This window comes from Phycicoccus sp. DTK01, assembly GCF_017312765.1.
GTDB classification, from domain to species: domain Bacteria; phylum Actinomycetota; class Actinomycetes; order Actinomycetales; family Dermatophilaceae; genus Phycicoccus; species Phycicoccus jejuensis.
In genome coordinates this window covers 462861-479189 of sequence record NZ_BOPU01000001.1, presented here as the reverse complement: position 1 = coordinate 479189, position 16329 = coordinate 462861, and the positions used below count along the sequence as shown (strand labels likewise).

The 16329-nt window shown below is 74.9% G+C and carries 13 protein-coding genes; 5 read left to right on the top strand and 8 right to left on the bottom strand.

What is annotated here, in order from left to right; translation table 11 throughout:
- The first annotated feature begins 60 nt into the window (after positions 1 to 60).
- Positions 61 to 2166 (top strand): elongation factor G, encoded by a 2106-nt coding sequence (locus J3473_RS02155; RefSeq protein ID WP_207021714.1) that lies wholly within the window; start codon positions 61 to 63, stop codon positions 2164 to 2166.
- A gap of 7 nt (positions 2167 to 2173) precedes the next feature.
- Here the strand turns inward: J3473_RS02155 and J3473_RS02150 are convergent, their stop codons facing one another.
- The 5 genes from J3473_RS02150 to J3473_RS02130 all read right to left on the bottom strand — a co-directional run bounded on the left by J3473_RS02150 (position 2174) and on the right by J3473_RS02130 (position 7203).
- A complete protein-coding gene (locus tag J3473_RS02150) occupies positions 2174 to 2713 on the bottom strand; it encodes an HIT domain-containing protein (protein ID WP_207021713.1) in 540 nt (179 codons plus the stop codon).
- A gap of 32 nt (positions 2714 to 2745) precedes the next feature.
- Entirely contained in the window at positions 2746 to 3561 is an 816-nt protein-coding gene (locus J3473_RS02145) for an SDR family NAD(P)-dependent oxidoreductase (RefSeq protein WP_207021712.1), read from the bottom strand.
- Positions 3562 to 3570: 9 nt separating this feature from the next.
- Positions 3571 to 4044 carry a GNAT family N-acetyltransferase gene (locus J3473_RS02140; protein WP_207021711.1) on the bottom strand — a complete coding sequence of 158 codons (474 nt, stop codon included), beginning with the start codon at positions 4042 to 4044 and terminating at the stop codon, positions 3571 to 3573.
- Between the two features lie 344 nt (positions 4045 to 4388).
- Positions 4389 to 6374 carry a threonine--tRNA ligase gene (gene thrS / locus J3473_RS02135; protein WP_207021967.1) on the bottom strand — a complete coding sequence of 662 codons (1986 nt, stop codon included), beginning with the start codon at positions 6372 to 6374 and terminating at the stop codon, positions 4389 to 4391.
- Between the two features lie 103 nt (positions 6375 to 6477).
- Positions 6478 to 7203, bottom strand: a complete 726-nt coding sequence (locus J3473_RS02130) for a GPP34 family phosphoprotein (RefSeq protein WP_207021710.1) — start codon at positions 7201 to 7203, stop codon at positions 6478 to 6480.
- Between the two features lie 80 nt (positions 7204 to 7283).
- Here J3473_RS02130 and J3473_RS02125 point away from each other — a divergent pair, with 80 nt between their 5' ends.
- On the top strand, positions 7284 to 8036 hold the full coding sequence (locus tag J3473_RS02125) for an N-acetyltransferase (RefSeq protein WP_207021709.1): 753 nt from the start codon (positions 7284 to 7286) through the stop codon (positions 8034 to 8036).
- Between the two features lie 14 nt (positions 8037 to 8050).
- Here the strand turns inward: J3473_RS02125 and J3473_RS02120 are convergent, their stop codons facing one another.
- Positions 8051 to 9073: a phosphotransferase enzyme family protein gene (locus J3473_RS02120; protein WP_207021708.1), complete on the bottom strand. Its 1023-nt coding sequence runs from the start codon at positions 9071 to 9073 to the stop codon at positions 8051 to 8053.
- 50 nt (positions 9074 to 9123) lie between these two features.
- Between J3473_RS02120 and J3473_RS02115 the strand changes: the two genes are divergently transcribed.
- Positions 9124 to 10047 carry an aminoglycoside phosphotransferase family protein gene (locus tag J3473_RS02115; RefSeq protein ID WP_242525627.1) on the top strand — a complete coding sequence of 308 codons (924 nt, stop codon included), beginning with the start codon at positions 9124 to 9126 and terminating at the stop codon, positions 10045 to 10047.
- Positions 10048 to 10063: 16 nt separating this feature from the next.
- On the opposite strand, the gene J3473_RS02110 is transcribed toward J3473_RS02115, so the two are convergent.
- Positions 10064 to 11551, bottom strand: a complete 1488-nt coding sequence (locus tag J3473_RS02110; protein WP_207021707.1) for a glycosyltransferase 87 family protein — start codon at positions 11549 to 11551, stop codon at positions 10064 to 10066.
- A gap of 254 nt (positions 11552 to 11805) precedes the next feature.
- On the opposite strand from J3473_RS02110, the gene J3473_RS02105 reads away from it, so the two are divergent.
- A complete protein-coding gene (locus J3473_RS02105; protein ID WP_207021706.1) occupies positions 11806 to 13149 on the top strand; it encodes a DUF222 domain-containing protein in 1344 nt (447 codons plus the stop codon).
- Positions 13150 to 13174: 25 nt separating this feature from the next.
- Positions 13175 to 15052, top strand: a complete 1878-nt coding sequence (locus tag J3473_RS02100; RefSeq protein ID WP_207021705.1) for a S9 family peptidase — start codon at positions 13175 to 13177, stop codon at positions 15050 to 15052.
- Here the strand turns inward: J3473_RS02100 and J3473_RS02095 are convergent.
- Complete coding sequence (locus tag J3473_RS02095) at positions 15035 to 16309, bottom strand: aromatic acid exporter family protein (protein ID WP_207021704.1); 1275 nt, start codon at positions 16307 to 16309, stop codon at positions 15035 to 15037. The two genes, J3473_RS02100 and J3473_RS02095, sit on opposite strands and share 18 nt — an antisense overlap.
- Positions 16310 to 16329 lie beyond the last annotated feature (20 nt).

Genomic DNA, 16329 nt, shown 5'->3' with positions numbered 1-16329 from the left:
AGCGTAGTGGGGGCCCGCGATCCTCTTGTGCAGGGTGCCGGGGAGGAGTTGATTGGGGGCATGAGCGGAACACCGGCCCCGACCGTCACGGACACCACCCGCCTGCGCACCGTCCTCCTCCTCGGACCGAGCGGCGCGGGGACCTCGCGGCTCTTCGACCGCGTCGTCGAGGAGCTCGCCCCGCGGTCGGGGACCCGGTCGAAGGGCTCGGAGCCCTCCGGCCTGCGGGCCGCGACCCTCGCGTGCGGGGAGGTGGTGATGACCCTCCTCGACGCCCCGGGCAACCCCGACTTCGTCGGGCAGGTGAGGGCGGGTCTGCGTGCTGCGGACGCCGCCCTCTTCGTCGTCTCGGCCGCGGACGGCGCCGACGCCCGCTCGCGCCAGCTCTGGCACGAGTGCGCGGTCGTCGGGATGCCACGGGCGGTCGTCGTCACGCAGCTCGACGCCCGCGACGCCGACTTCGTCGCGACGCTCGAGGACTGCCGGGCGCACTTCGGCGCGGGCATCCAGCCGCTCGGGGTCCCGGTGGCGGGCGCCGACGGCGCGGTGACCTCCATCGCCGACCTCCTGCTCGGCGAGATCCACGACTACGCCGGGGGCGCGCGGACGGTGCGGCCCGCCGGCGCGGAGCACGCCGACGCCTTCGACACCCACCGTCCGGGGCTCGTCGAAGGCATCATCGAGGAGTCCGAGGACCCCGAGCTGATGGACCGCTACCTCGCCGGGGAGGACCTGCCGTTCGAGACGCTCGAGCGCGACCTGCTCCAGGCGGTCGCCCACGGCGCGTTCCACCCGGTGCTGCCGGTCTCCGGCGAGACCGGCGCGGGCCTCGACGTGCTGCTGCACCTCGTCGAGGCGGCGTTCCCGCACCCGGGGATGCGTCCGCTGCCGACCGTGACGCCCGTCGGCGGCGGCGACCCGGTGCCGATCACGGCCGACCCGGGCGGCCCGCTCGTCGCCGAGGTCGTCCACACCGAGTCCGACGCCTACGTCGGCCACCTCTCGCTGGTGCGCGTCTTCTCCGGGACGCTGCGCGCGGACCGCCCCGTGCACGTCTCGGGCCACCTCGAGCTGCTCGACGGCCCGACCGGCGAGGGGCACGAGGCGCACGACGACGACGTGCGGCCCGGGTCGCTCGGGTCGCCGCTCGACGGCGAGCTACTCGCGAAGGAGCAGGCCGTGGCCGGGGAGGTCGTGGTCGTGACCAAGCTCGCCGGCGCGCAGACCTCCGACACCCTCTCCGACCCCGCGCGCCCGCTCCTCGTCACCCCGTGGGCGCTGCCGGACGCCCTGCTGCCGGCGGCGGTGCGGGCCGCGACGCGCGCCGACGAGGACCGGATGCCCGTCGCGTTCCGCGAGCTCGCGGCCGAGGACCCGTCGCTGCGGATCGAGCACGACCCCGAGACCGGCCAGGTCGTCCTGTGGACCACCGGCCCCGCGCACCTCGACCTCGTCCTGCACCGCCTGCGCGACCGCTTCAACGTCGGGGTCGAGCAGGAGCCGGTGGCCGTGGCGCTCAAGGAGACCGCGGTGACCCGGTCGCAGGCGCAGGGCAGGCACGTCAAGCAGTCCGGCGGCCACGGGCAGTACGCGGTCTGCCACCTCACCCTCGAGCCGCTCCCCCGCGGCTCCGGCGTCGAGTTCGCCGAGGTCGTCGTCGGCGGCGCCGTCCCGCGGCAGTTCATCGGCAGCGTCGAGAAGGGCGTGCACGCGCAGCTGGCCAAGGGCCTGCTCGCCGGGTGGCCGGTCACCGACGTCCGCGTCACCCTGACCGACGGCAAGGCGCACAGCGTCGACTCCTCCGACATGGCCTTCCAGACCGCGGCCGGGCTCGCGCTGCGCGAGCTCGCCTCCCCGCAGTCGCTGTGCCTGCTCGAGCCGATCGACACCGTGACGGTCGAGGTCGACGACGAGCACCTCGGGGCGGTGATGACCGACGTCAGCACCCGACGCGGGCAGATCATCGGCTCCGAGCCGGCCGAGGGCGACACCGGCCGCTCGGTGCTCACGGCGGCGGTGCCGCGCCTGGAGCTGCTCGACTACGCCGTGGCCCTGCGCTCGCTCGCGCACGGCACGGGGACCTTCCGGCGCGAGCCGCGCGGCTACGAGGTGCTGCCGGACCGCCTGGCCCGCGAGCACCTGAGGGCCACGGCCGACTCCGCCTGACGGTGCCTCAGGCGGGCCAGTGCTCGGCGAGCCGGGCGCGCACGTCCTCCAGCAGCATCGGCACGGCCTTGGTGCGCGCGACGATCGGCAGGAAGTTGCTGTCGCCGCCCCAGCGCGGCACGACGTGCTGGTGCAGGTGGGCCGCGACGCCGGCCCCGGCGACCGCGCCCTGGTTCATCCCGAGGTTGAAGCCCATCGGCGCCGACGCCGCCTCGAGCGCACGAACGGCCTGCTTGGTCAGCAGGGTGAACTCGGCCGTCTCCTCGTCGGTGAGGTCGACGTAGAGCGGGACGTGCCGGTAGGGGCAGACGAGGACGTGGCCGGGGTTGTACGGGAAGAGGTTCATCACGACGTAGCAGTGCTCGCCGCGGTGGACGACGAGCCCCTCCTCGTCGCTCTTGCCCGGGGCCGCGCAGAACGGGCAGCCGTCGCCGGCGTCGGGGTCGGGGCGGTCCCCCTGGATGTAGACCATCCGGTGGGGGGTCCACAGCCGCTCGAAGCCGTCCGGCTCACCAGCGAAGTCGGCGGTGCTCTCGAGGTCGGCCATGCCCCGATCCTAGGTGCGTCGCCCCGGCGGGCTCAGCGCAGGTACGACGCCCCGTTGAAGTCGAGCACGGCGCCCGAGGCCCACTCGGCCGCCGGTTCGGCGAGGGCGACGACCGCCGCCGCCACCTCCTCCGGCTGCGCGACCCGGTGGAAGGGGCTCTGGGCGCGGGTGGCCTCGGCGGCGGCCGGGTCGGCCATCGCGTAGCCGGCCATCTCGGTCGCGATGAAACCCGGGGCGATGCTCGTGACGGCGATGCCGTGCCGGCCGAGGTGCTGCGCCATCGACTGGCCGAAGGAGTGCAGGCCCGCCTTGGACGCACCGTACGCGGGGATGTCGGGCTCGCCGCGGTACGCGCCGCGGGAGCCGACGTTGACGACGCGGCCGACCGGGACGCCGTCGGCCGGGGCGACCTCGAGCATGTGCCGGGCGACGCACCACGTGAGGTTCGCGGGGCCGAGGAGGTTCGTCGCGATCGTGCGCTGCCACACCGCGACCCAGTCCTCGTACGACGTCGCGTCGAGCGGGTGGTCGCCGCGGCGGCTCGCCGACGAGCCGGGCTCCGCGATCATCGCCGCGTTGTTGACGAGCACGTCGACGCGCCCGAGCGCCACCACGGCGTCCGCGGCGAGGGCCTCGACGGCGGCCGGGTCGGCGAGGTCGGCCGCCAGGCGCACGTGCCCCTCCCCGGCCAGCGAGCCCAGCACCTCGTCCGCCCGGTCGGCGCTGCCGGGCCCGCGGTGGTGGACGACGACGCGGTCGCCGCGCTCGGCGAAGGCCCGGGCGACGGCGGCTCCCACCCCTCGGGACGAGCCGGTGACGAGGACTCCGCGGGAGGTGGTGGGCTGCATCCGCCCACCCTAGGTCGGGCGGTCGAGCCTCAGCTCCATGAGGCGCTCGGACGGGGCGCCGAACCCGACCCGCTCGTAGAGCCCGCGCGCCTCCGGCACGGCGTTGAGCTGGATGCGGGTCACGCGGTCGGTCACGGCCCACGCGACGAGGGTGCGCAGCAGGCGTTCTCCCACCCCGGCGCCGCGCGCGTCCGGCGTGACGAAGAGCAGGCTGACGTGGAACCAGGCGTCGGCCGGGCGGCGGGCGCTCGGCAGCTTCTGGACCCGGGTGCCGTGCACGAGCCCGAGCGGCCGGCCGCTGCCGTCCTCCGCGAGCCAGGTGCGGCGGGCGCGGTCGGCCAGCCAGGCGTCGGCGAAGGAGTCGAGGAAGCCCGGCGGCAGCGCGTACCCCTGCTCCCGCTCGTCCTGGATGTGCAGCGCCGCGACCGAGAACGCGTCGGTGGGCAGCGCCTCGCGCACCCGCACGTCCCTCGCCGTCTCCACGTGCCCAGCATGGCCCATCCGGCGCCCTCGTGGGAGGTGGAATGGGTGAGGCCCCGGAACCAGTATGAGTGGTTCCGGGGCCTCGGGTGACGCGTCGTGATGCTCCGCGTCTCGCGGTCCGGCTCCCCGGTCACCACCACCGTCATCACCCGGTGGCTCCTCGCGGCGAGGCCGCGGGGCCTGGTGTCCTTCGTCCGGTCCGTTCCCTCCGCCACCGAAGTGGTGGAGTGGTCTGATCTTGCTCCTCGGTCAGCCTGCGCCGCAAGCGTTTCCGACGAGGAATGTCGGACCTGTGAGGCCGGCGGCGTGTCGTCGGCGTGTCGTGTGACGGACGTGACGGGTGGTCAGACCTGCGTCTTCGTGCGGATGGCCTCGAGCACCTCGGCCACGGCGTCGTCGACCGGCACCCCGTTCTTCTGCGACCCGTCGCGGTAGCGGAAGGACACCGCGCCGGCGTCCCGGTCCTCGCCGCCGGCGATGAGGACGTAGGGCACCTTGGACTTGCTCGCGGTGCGGATCTTCTTCGGGAAGCGGTCGTCGGACTCGTCGACCTCGAAGCGGACGCCGTGCTCCGCGAGCTTCGCCCCGACCTCGCGCAGGTACGGCACGAACTCCTCGGCCACCGGCACGCCGAGCACCTGGACCGGCGAGAGCCAGACGGGGAAGGCGCCGGCGTAGTGCTCGACGAGCACCCCGATGAAGCGCTCGATGGAGCCGAACTTCGCCGAGTGGATCATCACCGGCTCCTGGCGCGAGCCGTCGGCGGCCTGGTACTCCAGGCCGAAGCGGTGCGGCTGGTTGAAGTCGTACTGGATGGTCGACATCTGCCAGGTCCGGCCGATGGCGTCGCGCGCCTGGACCGAGATCTTCGGGCCGTAGAACGCGGCGCCGCCCGGGTCGTCGACGAGCTCGACGCCGAAGGTCGAGGCGGTGGAGCGCAGGACCTCGGTCGCCACCTCCCACTGCTCGTCGGAGCCGATGAACTTGTCCTTCTTGTCACCCTCGGTCGCGCGGGTCGAGAGCTCGAAGTAGTAGTCGTCGAGGCCGAAGTCCTTCAGGAGGCCGACGACGAACTTGAGCAGGTGCTCGATCTCGGCCGGGGCCTGCTCGGGCGTGACGTAGGAGTGCGAGTCGTCCTGGGTCATCGCCCGCACGCGGGTCAGGCCGTGGACGACGCCGGACTTCTCGTAGCGGTAGACCGACCCGAACTCGAAGAGGCGCATCGGCAGCTCGCGGTAGGAGCGGCCGCGCGAGCGGAAGATGAGGTTGTGCATCGGGCAGTTCATCGCCTTGAGGCGGTACTCGGCGTGCTCGAGCTCCATCGGCGGGAACATCGTGTCGGCGTAGTACGGCAGGTGGCCCGAGGTGTGGAAGAGGCCGTCCTTGCTGATGTGGGGGGTCCCGACGTACTGGAAGCCCTCCTCGATGTGCCGCCGGCGGACGTAGTCCTCCATCTCGCGCTTGATGACACCACCGCGCGGGTGGAAGACGACCATCCCGGACCCGATCTCGTCGGGGAAGGAGTACAGGTCGAGCTCGGCGCCGAGCTTGCGGTGGTCGCGCTTCTCGGCCTCGGCGAGCCGGTCGAGGTAGGCCTTGAGCTCGTCCTTGGTCGGCCACGCGGTGCCGTAGACGCGCTGCAGCTGGGGGTTCTTCTCCGAGCCGCGCCAGTAGGCGGCGGCGCTGCGCATCAGCTTGAAGGCGTTGCCGAGGACCTTGGTGGAGGGGACGTGCGGGCCGCGGCACAGGTCGCCCCACGCGACGGTGCCGTCGCGGCGGACGTTGTCGTAGATGGTCAGCTGGGCGCCACCGACCTCCACGCTCGCCCCCTCGGCGGCGTCCTCGGCCGCCCCGCCCTTGAGGCCGATCAGCTCGATCTTGTACGGCTCGTCGGCGAGCTCGACGGCGGCGTCGGCGTCCGACACCTCGCGCCGCCGGAAGGTCTGGCCCTCGTTGACGATGCGCTGCATCACCTTCTCGAGGGACTTGAGGTCCTCCGGGGTGAACGGGGTCTCGACGTCGAAGTCGTAGTAGAAGCCGTCGCGGACCGGCGGGCCGATGCCGAGCTTCGCGGACGGGTGGACCTCCTGCACGGCCTGCGCGAGCACGTGGGCGGCGCTGTGCCGCAGGACGTCGAGGCCGTCCTGCTCGGCGGCGGTCACGGGCTCGACGGCCTCGCCGTCGGCGGCGGCGAGGTGGAGGTCGCGCAGCTCTCCGTCGACGCGGGCGACGAGCACGGCGCGGTCGCCGTCGAAGAGGTCGCCGTAGGTCGTGCCCTCGGCCACCGATCGCTCGCTCCCGGCGACGTGGACGGTGATCTGGGCAGCCATGGTGAGGGTCTCCTCGTGGTGGTGGGCGTGCCGGGATCCCGGCACGCCCCGATGCTAGCGAGGCGCACCCGGGCGGGTCGCGGCAGTTCCGGTGGCGGGCCCGTCAGCTGGTCGCGGCGGCCGTCGCCGCCGTCGCCGCGATGACACCGGCCATGACGGCGGCGTTGACCTGCTCCACGGCGGCCCGGACGGCCGGGGCGGCCCAGTCCCCCGCGGTGACGGCGTCCGCGCGCCGCTTCGCCTCGCGCTTCGGCAGCCCGGTGACGGCGGCGAGGTGGTCGACCGATGAGAGGAGCGCGACGAGGGCGGCGGTCCGGGCGTCCGGCACGGGCGCGCCGTCGGCCAGGGCGGCAGCGACGCGGTGGCGCAGCGCCGGCACGAGCGAGGGGTCGAGCACCGTCCAGCGGGAGCGTGGGAAGAGCCCGAGCACCCTGGTCTCGTCGTGGCGCAGCACGCCGGCGACCGTCATCCGCTGGAACGACAGGTCGCGCAGCGCTCCCGCGCGGTCCCGCCACGCGCCGGCGCCGCCGAGCTTCGAGACGACGTCCTTGGGCCGACGGCCCTCCGCGAGGTCGAGCACCTCGCGCAGGCGGGGCTCGGTGGGCACGGCGGTGCCGGTCTGCCGCAGCCGGGCCCGCTTGTCGGTGCCGTCGAGCGCGAGCGCGCCGTCGAGCACGAGACCGGCCACGGTCGCTCCTCCCACGACGGCCCGCAGCCGCGTGCTGTCGATCGCGGGTCGTCCGCTCGCGGGGTCGAGGACGAGCAGCAGCAGCTCGTCGGTCAGCGAGAGGGTCATCGTCGCCTCCTCGGGGGTGTCGGATGCCTCCATCGGACCACGGTCGCGGAGCCGGCGCCTCCCCCTGCGGGCGGAGCGTGACGTCGCCCCCGCGAGGGACCTAGCCTGACCCCATGGACCTCGTCGTCGTCAACCTCGCCGAGCGTCCGGACATGGCCCACCACCTGTGGGACCCCGCCCTCGACTGGCCGCGCTTCCTGCAGCAGGACCCGGTCGGTGACCTCTTCTTCGCACGGGCGGGCACGACGTTCGCCGCCCACACGCTCCTCGCGTTCGACGCCGAGCACCTCGACCGTCCGGTCGCCCGCTCGTGCTCGGTGCCCTTCGCGTTCGGAGCCGACACCGGCCGCGACGAGCTGCCCGACGACGGCTGGGACGGGGTCATCCGGTGGGCCTGGCTCGACGAGGTCGCGGGTCGCCGGCCGACCCACGTGTCGGCGCTCGAGGTGACGATCCGTCCCGACCTGCGCGGCACGGGGCTGGCGTCCGTCCTCCTCGAGCACAAGCGCGCCAACGCCGCCGGGCTGGGGTACCGCGACCTCGTGGCGCCGGTGCGGCCCAGCCGCAAGGCCGACGAGCCGCACACCCCGATGACGGAGTACGTGTCGCGCGTGCGGGCCGACGGCCTCCCCACCGACCCGTGGCTGCGGCTGCACGTGAGGGCGGGCGGGACGATCCGTACGGTGTGCCCACGGGCGATGACGATCTCCGGGTCGCTGGCCGAGTGGCGCTCCTGGACCGGCGAGCCCTTCGACGCCTCGGGTGAGGTGGTGGTCCCCTTCGCGCTGAACCCGGTCCACGTCAGCCTCGAGCACGACCACGCGGTGTACGTCGAGCCGGCGGTCTGGGTGCACCACTCCCTCTGACCGCGGCGAGGCCGTCAGCCCTCGACGTCGAGGCGGAACGTGCCGGTGTCGAACCAGTGGCGGAGCCTCGCCACCGTCGTGACGAGGTAGCCGGCGGCCATGGCGCGCAGCGAGGCCGTGCTCGATGCGAGGAGGTCGTTGGCCAGGAGCAGCTGGCGGGACGCGACGAGCGCCTCGACATCGGCCGGTGCGACGTCGGGCCACGGCAGGACGTCGGTGTACCCGTCGCGCAGCGCCACCTCGGCCGCCTCGTCCCCGCCACGCCGCAGGTAGAAGGTCGTGATGGCGAGGTCGAGGACGGGCAGCCCCAGGCCGGCGTCGTCGAAGTCGAAGACCGCGAGCCGTCCCTCGTGCCACTTGAGGTTGCCGCCGTGCAGGTCCGCGTGCAGCGGGACGACGTCGGCAGCCTCGTACAGGCGGTCGAAGACGTCGCGGGCGCGGGCCATCCCCTCGGCGACGACCGCGCGACCGTCGGCGTCGAGCCCGGGCGCGCTGCTCAGCACGTCCGCGTCGCCGAAGAGCGGCTCGTCGAAGCGCGGCAGCCCGGCGCCGTCGGGCATCCGCCAGGTGGCGGCGTGCCGGTGCAGCGCGGCCGTGGCGCGGCCGAGCGCGTGCGCCCACTCCGCCCCGGCCCCGTCGCGCGCGTCGTCGCCGTCGAGCCACGACGCGGCGGTCACGAGCACCGGGCGGCCCAGCGCGGCGGGCGTGGTGCGGGCGAACCACTCCCCCGCGCGCGTGCGCAGCGGCCGTGGCACGACGACGTCGGTCTCCGTCGCGATGGCCTCCTGCCACGCCTGCTGGGCCAGGACGTTCGCCGGGGTGCTCTTGGAGTTCGTCCCCACGCGCAGCGCCAGGCGCCGGCCGTCGCGGGTGTCGACGCGGAAGGTCGTGTTGTACGCGTGGAGCAGGACCTCCATCCGGTCGACGTCCAGCCCGAACTCGGCGGCGGCGTCGAGCGCGGCGGGGCGCAGCGCCTCGACCTGGCCCTCCTCGTCGAGCTCGTCGTAGGGCCGCGGGGCCGTCCCTGGGTCCGTCATGGCGGTGAGTCTGGCACCGCCATCCACCACGGCGCCCGCATGATGTCCCGGTGCCCCCGCCCTCGCCCGCCGCCGTGCCGCCCTCGCCGAGCCTGGTGACGCGGCTGCTGCGCGACCAGCTGCCGCACCTCGCCGACCTGCCCGTCCGCCCGAGCCCGACGAGCGGCAGCAGCAACGTGGTCTTCCGGCTCGGGGACGACCTCGCCGTGCGGATGCCGCGCGAGGCGCGGTACGTGCCGGACCTCCTCACGGAGGCGCGCTGGCTGCCGCAGCTCGGGCCGTCCCTGCCGACGCCGGTGCCCGAGGTAATCGCCGTGGGACGTCCGAGCGCCGACTTCGACCGGCCGTGGTCGGTCGTCACCTGGCTGCCGGGCGAGATGCCGCTGGCGCTGACGGCCGACGACGAGGAGCGCCTCGCGCGCGACCTCGGGACGTTCGTCGACGCGCTGCACGCGCTCCCCGTCGCCGGCGTGCCGGTCGGGCCGGAGCACTGGGGGTACCGCAGCGGCGAGCCGGTGACCGACACGATCGACGCCTGGGCTGACGAGGCGGCGCATGCGCTCGCCGACCTCCTCGACCCGACCGCCGTCCGCGAGGCCTGGCGCCGGCTGCGGGACGTGCCGCCGGCGTCCGCTCCCCCGTGCTGGGTGCACACCGACCTCTCCCCCGAGAACGTGCTCTGCGCCGACGACGGCCACCTCACCGGGGTGGTCGACTTCGGCGGGCTCGGCGTCGGCGACCGCTCGGTCGACCTGCTCTACGCCTGGGGGCTGTTCGGGGCCTCCGCCCGGGCGACGTTCCGCTCGGCTGCGGGTGCCGACGACGCGACGTGGGCCCGGGCGCGCGCCTGGTCCTTCGTCGGCCCCGGCATCCTCACCCTCGCCACCTACCGCCGCACGATGCCCGCCCGCGCCGCGCGCCTGACGACGATGGTCGAGGCGGTGGCGGCCGAGGTCGGCGTCCGCCTGCGCTGAGGCACGCCCGTCCTGGTCACCGGCACGACCCGTGCACACGGCCGAGCGCCGCCTCCTCGTCCCCGCGGTGCTCGTTCACCCATCGGATGAAGGGGACGATCGTCGTGTCCTGCCGGCGGTGACAGGTGGTCTCGAACAGCGTGTGCGCCCCGCTGCGCGTCGTCTCGGCCGCCCGTTCCCAGTAGCGGAGCTGGTCGGGGTCGACCCCGGTGGAGGGGCGGCCCAGCACGAACGCCTCGCTCCCCTCCAGGTAGGGCCCGACGATCCCGTACCGCCAGTACCCGTTACGGCCACGGGCGACGTACTCGCCGTCCGCCGGGCGGATCCCCTCGATGTCGTAGGCGGTCCCCGTGACGTCGATCCACGTCGGGCATCCGGTCCTCAGGTTGCGGGACAGCGTGTCGGTGACGATGAGCACCGTCGGGTCGTCGGCGGCCAGACATCCCCTGGTGGCCGTCACGCGCTGGACGAAGTGCGGGTCGAGCTGTCGGCCCGGCACGAGGGTGAGGGAGCAGACGGCGGCGAGGACGAGGACGAGCGCCGCGCCCCCCGCAGGCCGTGGACCTCGGACCGCGCCCCCCACGCACCAGGCGAGCGGCACGGCGACGAGCGCGCCGTACTGCAGGAAGTGGCTCGGACTCGTGAGCAGGACGACGAGACCGGTCGTGAGCAGCGCCGCCGGCAGCACCTCCCCGGCTCGGACGCATCGGACGACCAGCCACACGAAGACGCCCGCGATGACGCACCCGGCACCGTCGACGGCGAGATGAGCCAACGGTCCGCTCGACGGGTCGAGCCGCGGGGCACCCATCACCGCGGGCAGGCGGACGAGCGGTCCCGGGTTGGTGTCCGGGCGACCCACCTGGTCGAGCACCACCATTCGCCACATGCGGGTGGGTGCGAGGGCGAAGAATGGCAGGCACACCACCACCACCGCGCCGACGGCGCCCAGCGCGAGACGACGCACGGCGGCCCGGCCCTCCCGGAGGCCGAGCCACACCAGCACCACGAGCAGGGGGACGACGCCCCAGATCTTCACCGTCGCCGCGAGGCCGAGCAGCGCACCCGCGACCACGACGCGCCGTGACGACGGCGACCGCGGGGTGAGGAGGAGGACGGCGCCGACCAGCACCGCGTTGGCGACGGACTCCAGCGTGACGGAGGAGTCCGCGTAGACCGCGGGGACGAACACGGCGTACGCAGCCCCGGCGAAGCCCATGGCCCGGGGACCGCGTGCGCGCAGGAGCCAGGCGACCCCGCCCGCGGTGACGGCCCCCACGACCATCGTCGCCGTGCGCGCCACCACGAGGACGGCATGGTCGGGCAGGACGGCGGCGAGCCCGGCGAGCGGTGCGAGGAGCACCGTGCTCCCCGGTGGGTGGAGCATCACGAGGTCCCGGTAGGGCAGCTCGCCGTGGAGCAGCGAGACCGCCATCCCGAGATAGACGCCGTCGTCGTAACGGCCGAGGGCGAGCCAACCACCGGAGACCGCCGTGGGAAGCATCCTCACGGCCAGCGCCAGGACCCCCACTGCGATCACCACCGCGTGCGGTGCCGCGATCACCGGGACGGATCGCCGCTCCCGGGCCGCGCGACCGCCACGGAGCACGGACCGGGCGTCCACGACTGCGTGCATCCCGTCCCCTCCCCGGTCCGTTCCGACCGGAAGGCTAGGGGGCACGGACGTCGCCGTCGTGCCGGCGCGCCGTCGTCCGTCGCCGAAGAGGGGCTGTCGGTGGTCGCGTCTAGGTTTGGGTCATGGAGGGGACGGCTCGCACCGCGGCCCTCGACCGGGGGTCGGTCGAGGGGATGGCGGACGTGCGAAAGTCGTTGGCGCACAGCGACATCGCGACGATGAGCGATGATGACCGCCTCGCGCTGGTCGACGAGCTCGAGCGGCTCAAGGGCGCCGCCACCGCCGCTCAGGCCCGCGCGGTGCACGCCGTCCGCCGCTCGCGCGAGGCCGCCGCCCCGCAGGACGCGCTGCGCTCGGTGGGCTCCGAGGTCGCCCTCGCCCGGCGGGAGTCGCCGACGCTCGGTGACCGGTTCGTCGGGCTCTCGCGGGCGCTCGTCGAGGAGCTGCCCGCCACGCTGGCCCACCTCACGACGGGCGCGATCGGCGAGCGGCACGCCCTCGAGGTCACGCGCGAGACCGCGACGCTCACCCGCGAGCACCGCGCCGAGGTCGACGCCCGCCTCGCCGCCGTCATGCCGGCGCTGTCCCCGCACGCGCTCGGTCGAGCGGCCCGGCGCGTCGCCGCCGAGCTCGACGCCGCCTCCGTCGTGGCCCGGACGGAGGCCGCCGTCCGCTCGCGCCGGGTGTCGGTCCGCCCGGCCCCCGACGGGATGGCCTGGCTCACCGTGCTCGGACCGATGCGCGAGGTCATCGGCGCCCACGCCGCCCTGACCGCCCGCGCCCGCGCCGTCGTCGGTGGGCAGTGCCCGGACGAGTCCCCGGAGGGCCGGGGTGCCGGGGCCGTCGCCGCCGACACCGCGCTGCGGCTGCTCGCCGGCCTCCTCCCGGGCCAGGTGCAGCCCGTCGAGGTCCACCTCGTGATGACCGACCGCGCACTCCTCGGTCTCGGCGACCCCGACCGCTCCGTCGACGAGCCGGCCCGAGTCCCCGGCCACGGCTCGGTCCCTGCCCCGGTGGCCCGCGCCTGGGTGCGCGACGCCGGGCCCGCCTCGGTGTGGCTGCGTCGGCTCTTCACGACGCCGGACGGCCGCGACCTCGTCGCGATGGACGCGCGCCGGCGCACCTTCGCCGGTCTCCTGCGCCGGATGGTCGTGCTGCGCGACGACGTCTGCTCCACCCCGTGGTGCGACGCGCCGGTCGTGCACGCCGACCACACCGAGCCCGTGCGCCTCGGTGGACCCACGAGCTACGTCAACGCCGGGGGTCGGTGCGCCCGCTGCAACCAGGTCAAGGAGGCACCCGGCTGGCGGGTCGACCTCGTCCGCGGCCCGCCGCACACCCTGCGCACGACCACCCCGACCGGCCGCACCCACCACGGGACGGCACCGCCGCTGCTCGGGTGGGGCACCGACCCGCCCCGACGCTCGGCCCTCGAGGACCACCTGCTCACACTCCTGCCCGCCTGAGCGCCCCGACGCCTAGGCTCGCCCGATGCGGACCCTCCCCTACGGCACCTGGCCCTCCCCGATCTCCCCCGAGGACCTCACCGGCGGGCAGGTGATGCTGGACGAGGTGCGCGCCGACGGCGAGCACACCTACTGGCTCGAGTCGCGCCCGCGCGAGGGTGGACGCCAGACCCTCGTCCGCCACGACGGCACGGCGAGCACCGAGCTCCTCCCCGCGCCCTGGAACGTCCGCACCCGCGTCCACGAGTACGGCGGCGGGGCGTACGCCGTCGCCGACGGCACCGTCGTCTTCTCGCACCTCGGCGACGACCGCGTCCACCGGCTCGACCCCGGCAGCACGGACCCCGTCGCCATCACCCCCGAGGCGAACCGGCGCTACGCGGGGTTCGTGCTCCACGGTGAGCACGTGTTCGCCGTGCGTGAGGACCACACCGGCGACGGCGAGCCCGCGAACGAGCTGGTCCGCCTCGACCTCCACGGCGACAACATCGACGGCGGGCTCGTGCTGCACACCGGCACCGACTTCGTCTCCCGGCCGGCGGTCTCCCCCGACGGCACCGACCTCGCCTGGGTCACGTGGGACCACCCCGACATGCCGTGGGACACCACGCGGCTCCTGCGCGCCCGGCTCACCGACGAGGGCGCCGGCGAGCCCCACGTCGTCGCGGGCGGCGACGAGGTCTCGGTCGCCCAGCCGACCTTCGGCCCCGACGGCGCCCTCTGGTTCGTCTCCGACGAGTCCGGCTGGTGGCTGGTCCACCGCGACGCCGGCGACGGTCCGCACCCGGTCCACGCCACCGAGGCCGACCACGCCCAGCCCCAGTGGTCGCTCGGGATGCGCGACCTCGCCGTCCTCGACGCCGACCGCGTCCTCGTCCGCTGGTTCGAGGAGGCCGGTCAGGGCCTGGGGGTCCTCGAGGCGTCGAGCGGCGTGGTCGTCCCGAGCGCCGGCGCGGGCTCCTTCCACGACCACCTGACCGCCGCCGGGGACGAGGTCGCGTTCAAGCGCGGCCGCACCGACGGGCTGCCGCAGGTCGTCCGCGGCCCGGCCGGCGGGCCCTTCCGCGTCCTCGCCTCCTCCGCCCCGAACGACCCCGACCCGGCGTCGGTCTCGCAGCCGGAGCCGTGGTCGTGGACCAACACCGACGGCGACGTCGTCCACGGCTTCCTCAACCCTCCGTGCCTCGACGGCGTCACCGGGCCGGAGGACGAGCGACCCCCGCTGCTCGTCCTCGCGCACGGCGGACCCACGAGCCGCGCCGAGACCTCCTACCTGTCCTCGACCCAGTTCTGGACGACCAGGGGCTTCGCGGTGCTCACCGTCAACTACTCGGGCAGCACGGGCTACGGCCGCGCCTACCGCAACCGTCTGCGCGCCCGCTGGGGCGTGCTCGACATCGACGACTGCGTGACCGGCGCCCGCTCCGTCGCCGAGGCGGGGCGCGCGGACGCCACCCGGCTCGCGGCCCGTGGGGGCAGCGCCGGCGGGTACGTCGTCCTGCGCGCGATGACGACGAGCGACGTCTTCGCGGCGGGCACGAGCCTCTTCGGGGTCGCCGACCTCGCCGCCCTGGCCCGCGACACGCACAAGTTCGAGTCGCGCTACTGCGACCGCCTCGTCGCGCCCTGGCCCGAGGGCGAGGAGGTCTACCGCGACCGCTCGCCGGTCCACCACGCCGACCGCCTCCACGGCGAGCTGCTCCTCCTCCAGGGCACCGACGACAGGGTCGTCCCGCTGGCGCAGGCCGAGGACATGGCCGCCGCGATGCGCGCCGCCGGCCACGACGTCGAGCTCGCCGTCTACGAGGGCGAGGGTCACGGCTTCCGCCGCCCGGAGACCGTCGTCGACGCCCTCGAGCGCGAGCTCGCCTTCTACACCCGGGTGCTACGCCTCGGGACCTGACGCACGGTCGGCACCCTCGCGCCGCCGCAACGCCTCCTGCGCGCGGGCTCCGGCCATCCCGGCGATGCCCTCGGCGAGCGGTGCGCGCAGCGCCCCCGTGTCGGTCGGGACGGCCGCCCCGGCGTGGCCGGCGCGGATCTCCTCGACGAGCCGGTGCGCCTCGACGACGAGGGTGCCGTACGCCGGCCAGGCCCGGGGGTCGTCCAGCGGTGTCGAGCGCACCTCGTCCGCGAGCTGCTGAAGGGCCGCGACGGCGGCGTCGAGGTGCTCCTGCACCTCGCGGTCGGACTCGCCGCGGTGCACGCCGAACCGGGCCGCCGCCGCGCCGAGGTGCTCGAGGACCTCGGCGTAGCACCCGAGCCACTCGGGCGAGGGCGACGCCTGCCACGGCGACTCGGCCGCCGCGTCGGCGAGGGTGCGGGCGATCCCGGCGACCGGCCACTGGCTGCGCTGCACCGCGTGCGCGGCCCCGACGTACCCGTCCCAGTCGATGCGGGCCGGGCGCAGCCGGTGGCGCAGGTTCAGCCGCGTGCTCTCGCGGCCGGTCTCGACCGCCTCGAGGACCGCCGGCACGTCCACCCCGACGCTGGTCGCCCGGTCGTGCCAGCCCCGGGCGACGTCGGCGTCCCAGCCCGCGCGCAGCCCCTCGGCCATGTCGTCGAGGAGGCCCCGCAGCCGCTCGGTCAGCTCCAGGACGGCGCGCCGCGGACCGGTCAGGTGCATCGGGGCGAGGACCACCGCGTTGACGACGACGCCGACGACACCGCCGAGCATCGTGTCGAGGATGGTCGCCGCGGTGAACGAGACGCTGTCCCACTGGAGGCTGAGCAGCGAGAGCAGGACCATCGTCGGCACCTGGATGCCGTGCGCCCCCAGCCGGTCCCACCGGCCGATGACGAGCGCCAGCAGGAGGACGAGCACCATCGACCACCACGTGACGCCGACGAGGTTGCCGACCCCCCAGGCGACGCTCATCCCGACGACGACGGCGACGAGGCGCTCCACGCTCTGCCACAGCGACCGGACGATCGTGCGGTCGACGACGAGGAGCGCCGCGAGGGGCGCGTAGAACGAGGTGCTGCTGTCGACGACGACGACGGCAAGCTGCCACGCGAGGACGGCGGCCGCCGCCGACTTCACGAGCATCAGGGCGTCGTCGCGCTCGGGCCCCGGGCCACGCAGCACGGCCCGGGCGGTGTCGCCCCACCGCTCGAGGGTCGCGCGGACGCCGCGGCGGGCCGTGGCCTGGGTGGTCATCCTCCCGACCCTAGCCACCG

Bases quoted from the DNA above. Each gene is read 5' to 3' on its own strand.
- J3473_RS02155 (WP_207021714.1), top strand. From the start codon at position 61: ATGAGCGGAACACCGGCCCCGACCGTCACGGACACCACCCGCCTGCGC.
- J3473_RS02150 (WP_207021713.1), bottom strand. From the start codon at position 2,713: ATGGCCGACCTCGAGAGCACCGCCGACTTCGCTGGTGAGCCGGACGGC.
- J3473_RS02145 (WP_207021712.1), bottom strand. From the start codon at position 3,561: ATGCAGCCCACCACCTCCCGCGGAGTCCTCGTCACCGGCTCGTCCCGA.
- thrS (WP_207021967.1), bottom strand. From the start codon at position 6,374: ATGGCTGCCCAGATCACCGTCCACGTCGCCGGGAGCGAGCGATCGGTG.
- J3473_RS02130 (WP_207021710.1), bottom strand. From the start codon at position 7,203: ATGGAGGCATCCGACACCCCCGAGGAGGCGACGATGACCCTCTCGCTG.
- J3473_RS02125 (WP_207021709.1), top strand. From the start codon at position 7,284: ATGGACCTCGTCGTCGTCAACCTCGCCGAGCGTCCGGACATGGCCCAC.
- J3473_RS02120 (WP_207021708.1), bottom strand. From the start codon at position 9,073: ATGACGGACCCAGGGACGGCCCCGCGGCCCTACGACGAGCTCGACGAG.
- J3473_RS02110 (WP_207021707.1), bottom strand. From the start codon at position 11,551: ATGCTTCCCACGGCGGTCTCCGGTGGTTGGCTCGCCCTCGGCCGTTAC.
- J3473_RS02105 (WP_207021706.1), top strand. From the start codon at position 11,806: ATGGAGGGGACGGCTCGCACCGCGGCCCTCGACCGGGGGTCGGTCGAG.
- J3473_RS02100 (WP_207021705.1), top strand. From the start codon at position 13,175: ATGCGGACCCTCCCCTACGGCACCTGGCCCTCCCCGATCTCCCCCGAG.
- J3473_RS02095 (WP_207021704.1), bottom strand. From the start codon at position 16,309: ATGACCACCCAGGCCACGGCCCGCCGCGGCGTCCGCGCGACCCTCGAG.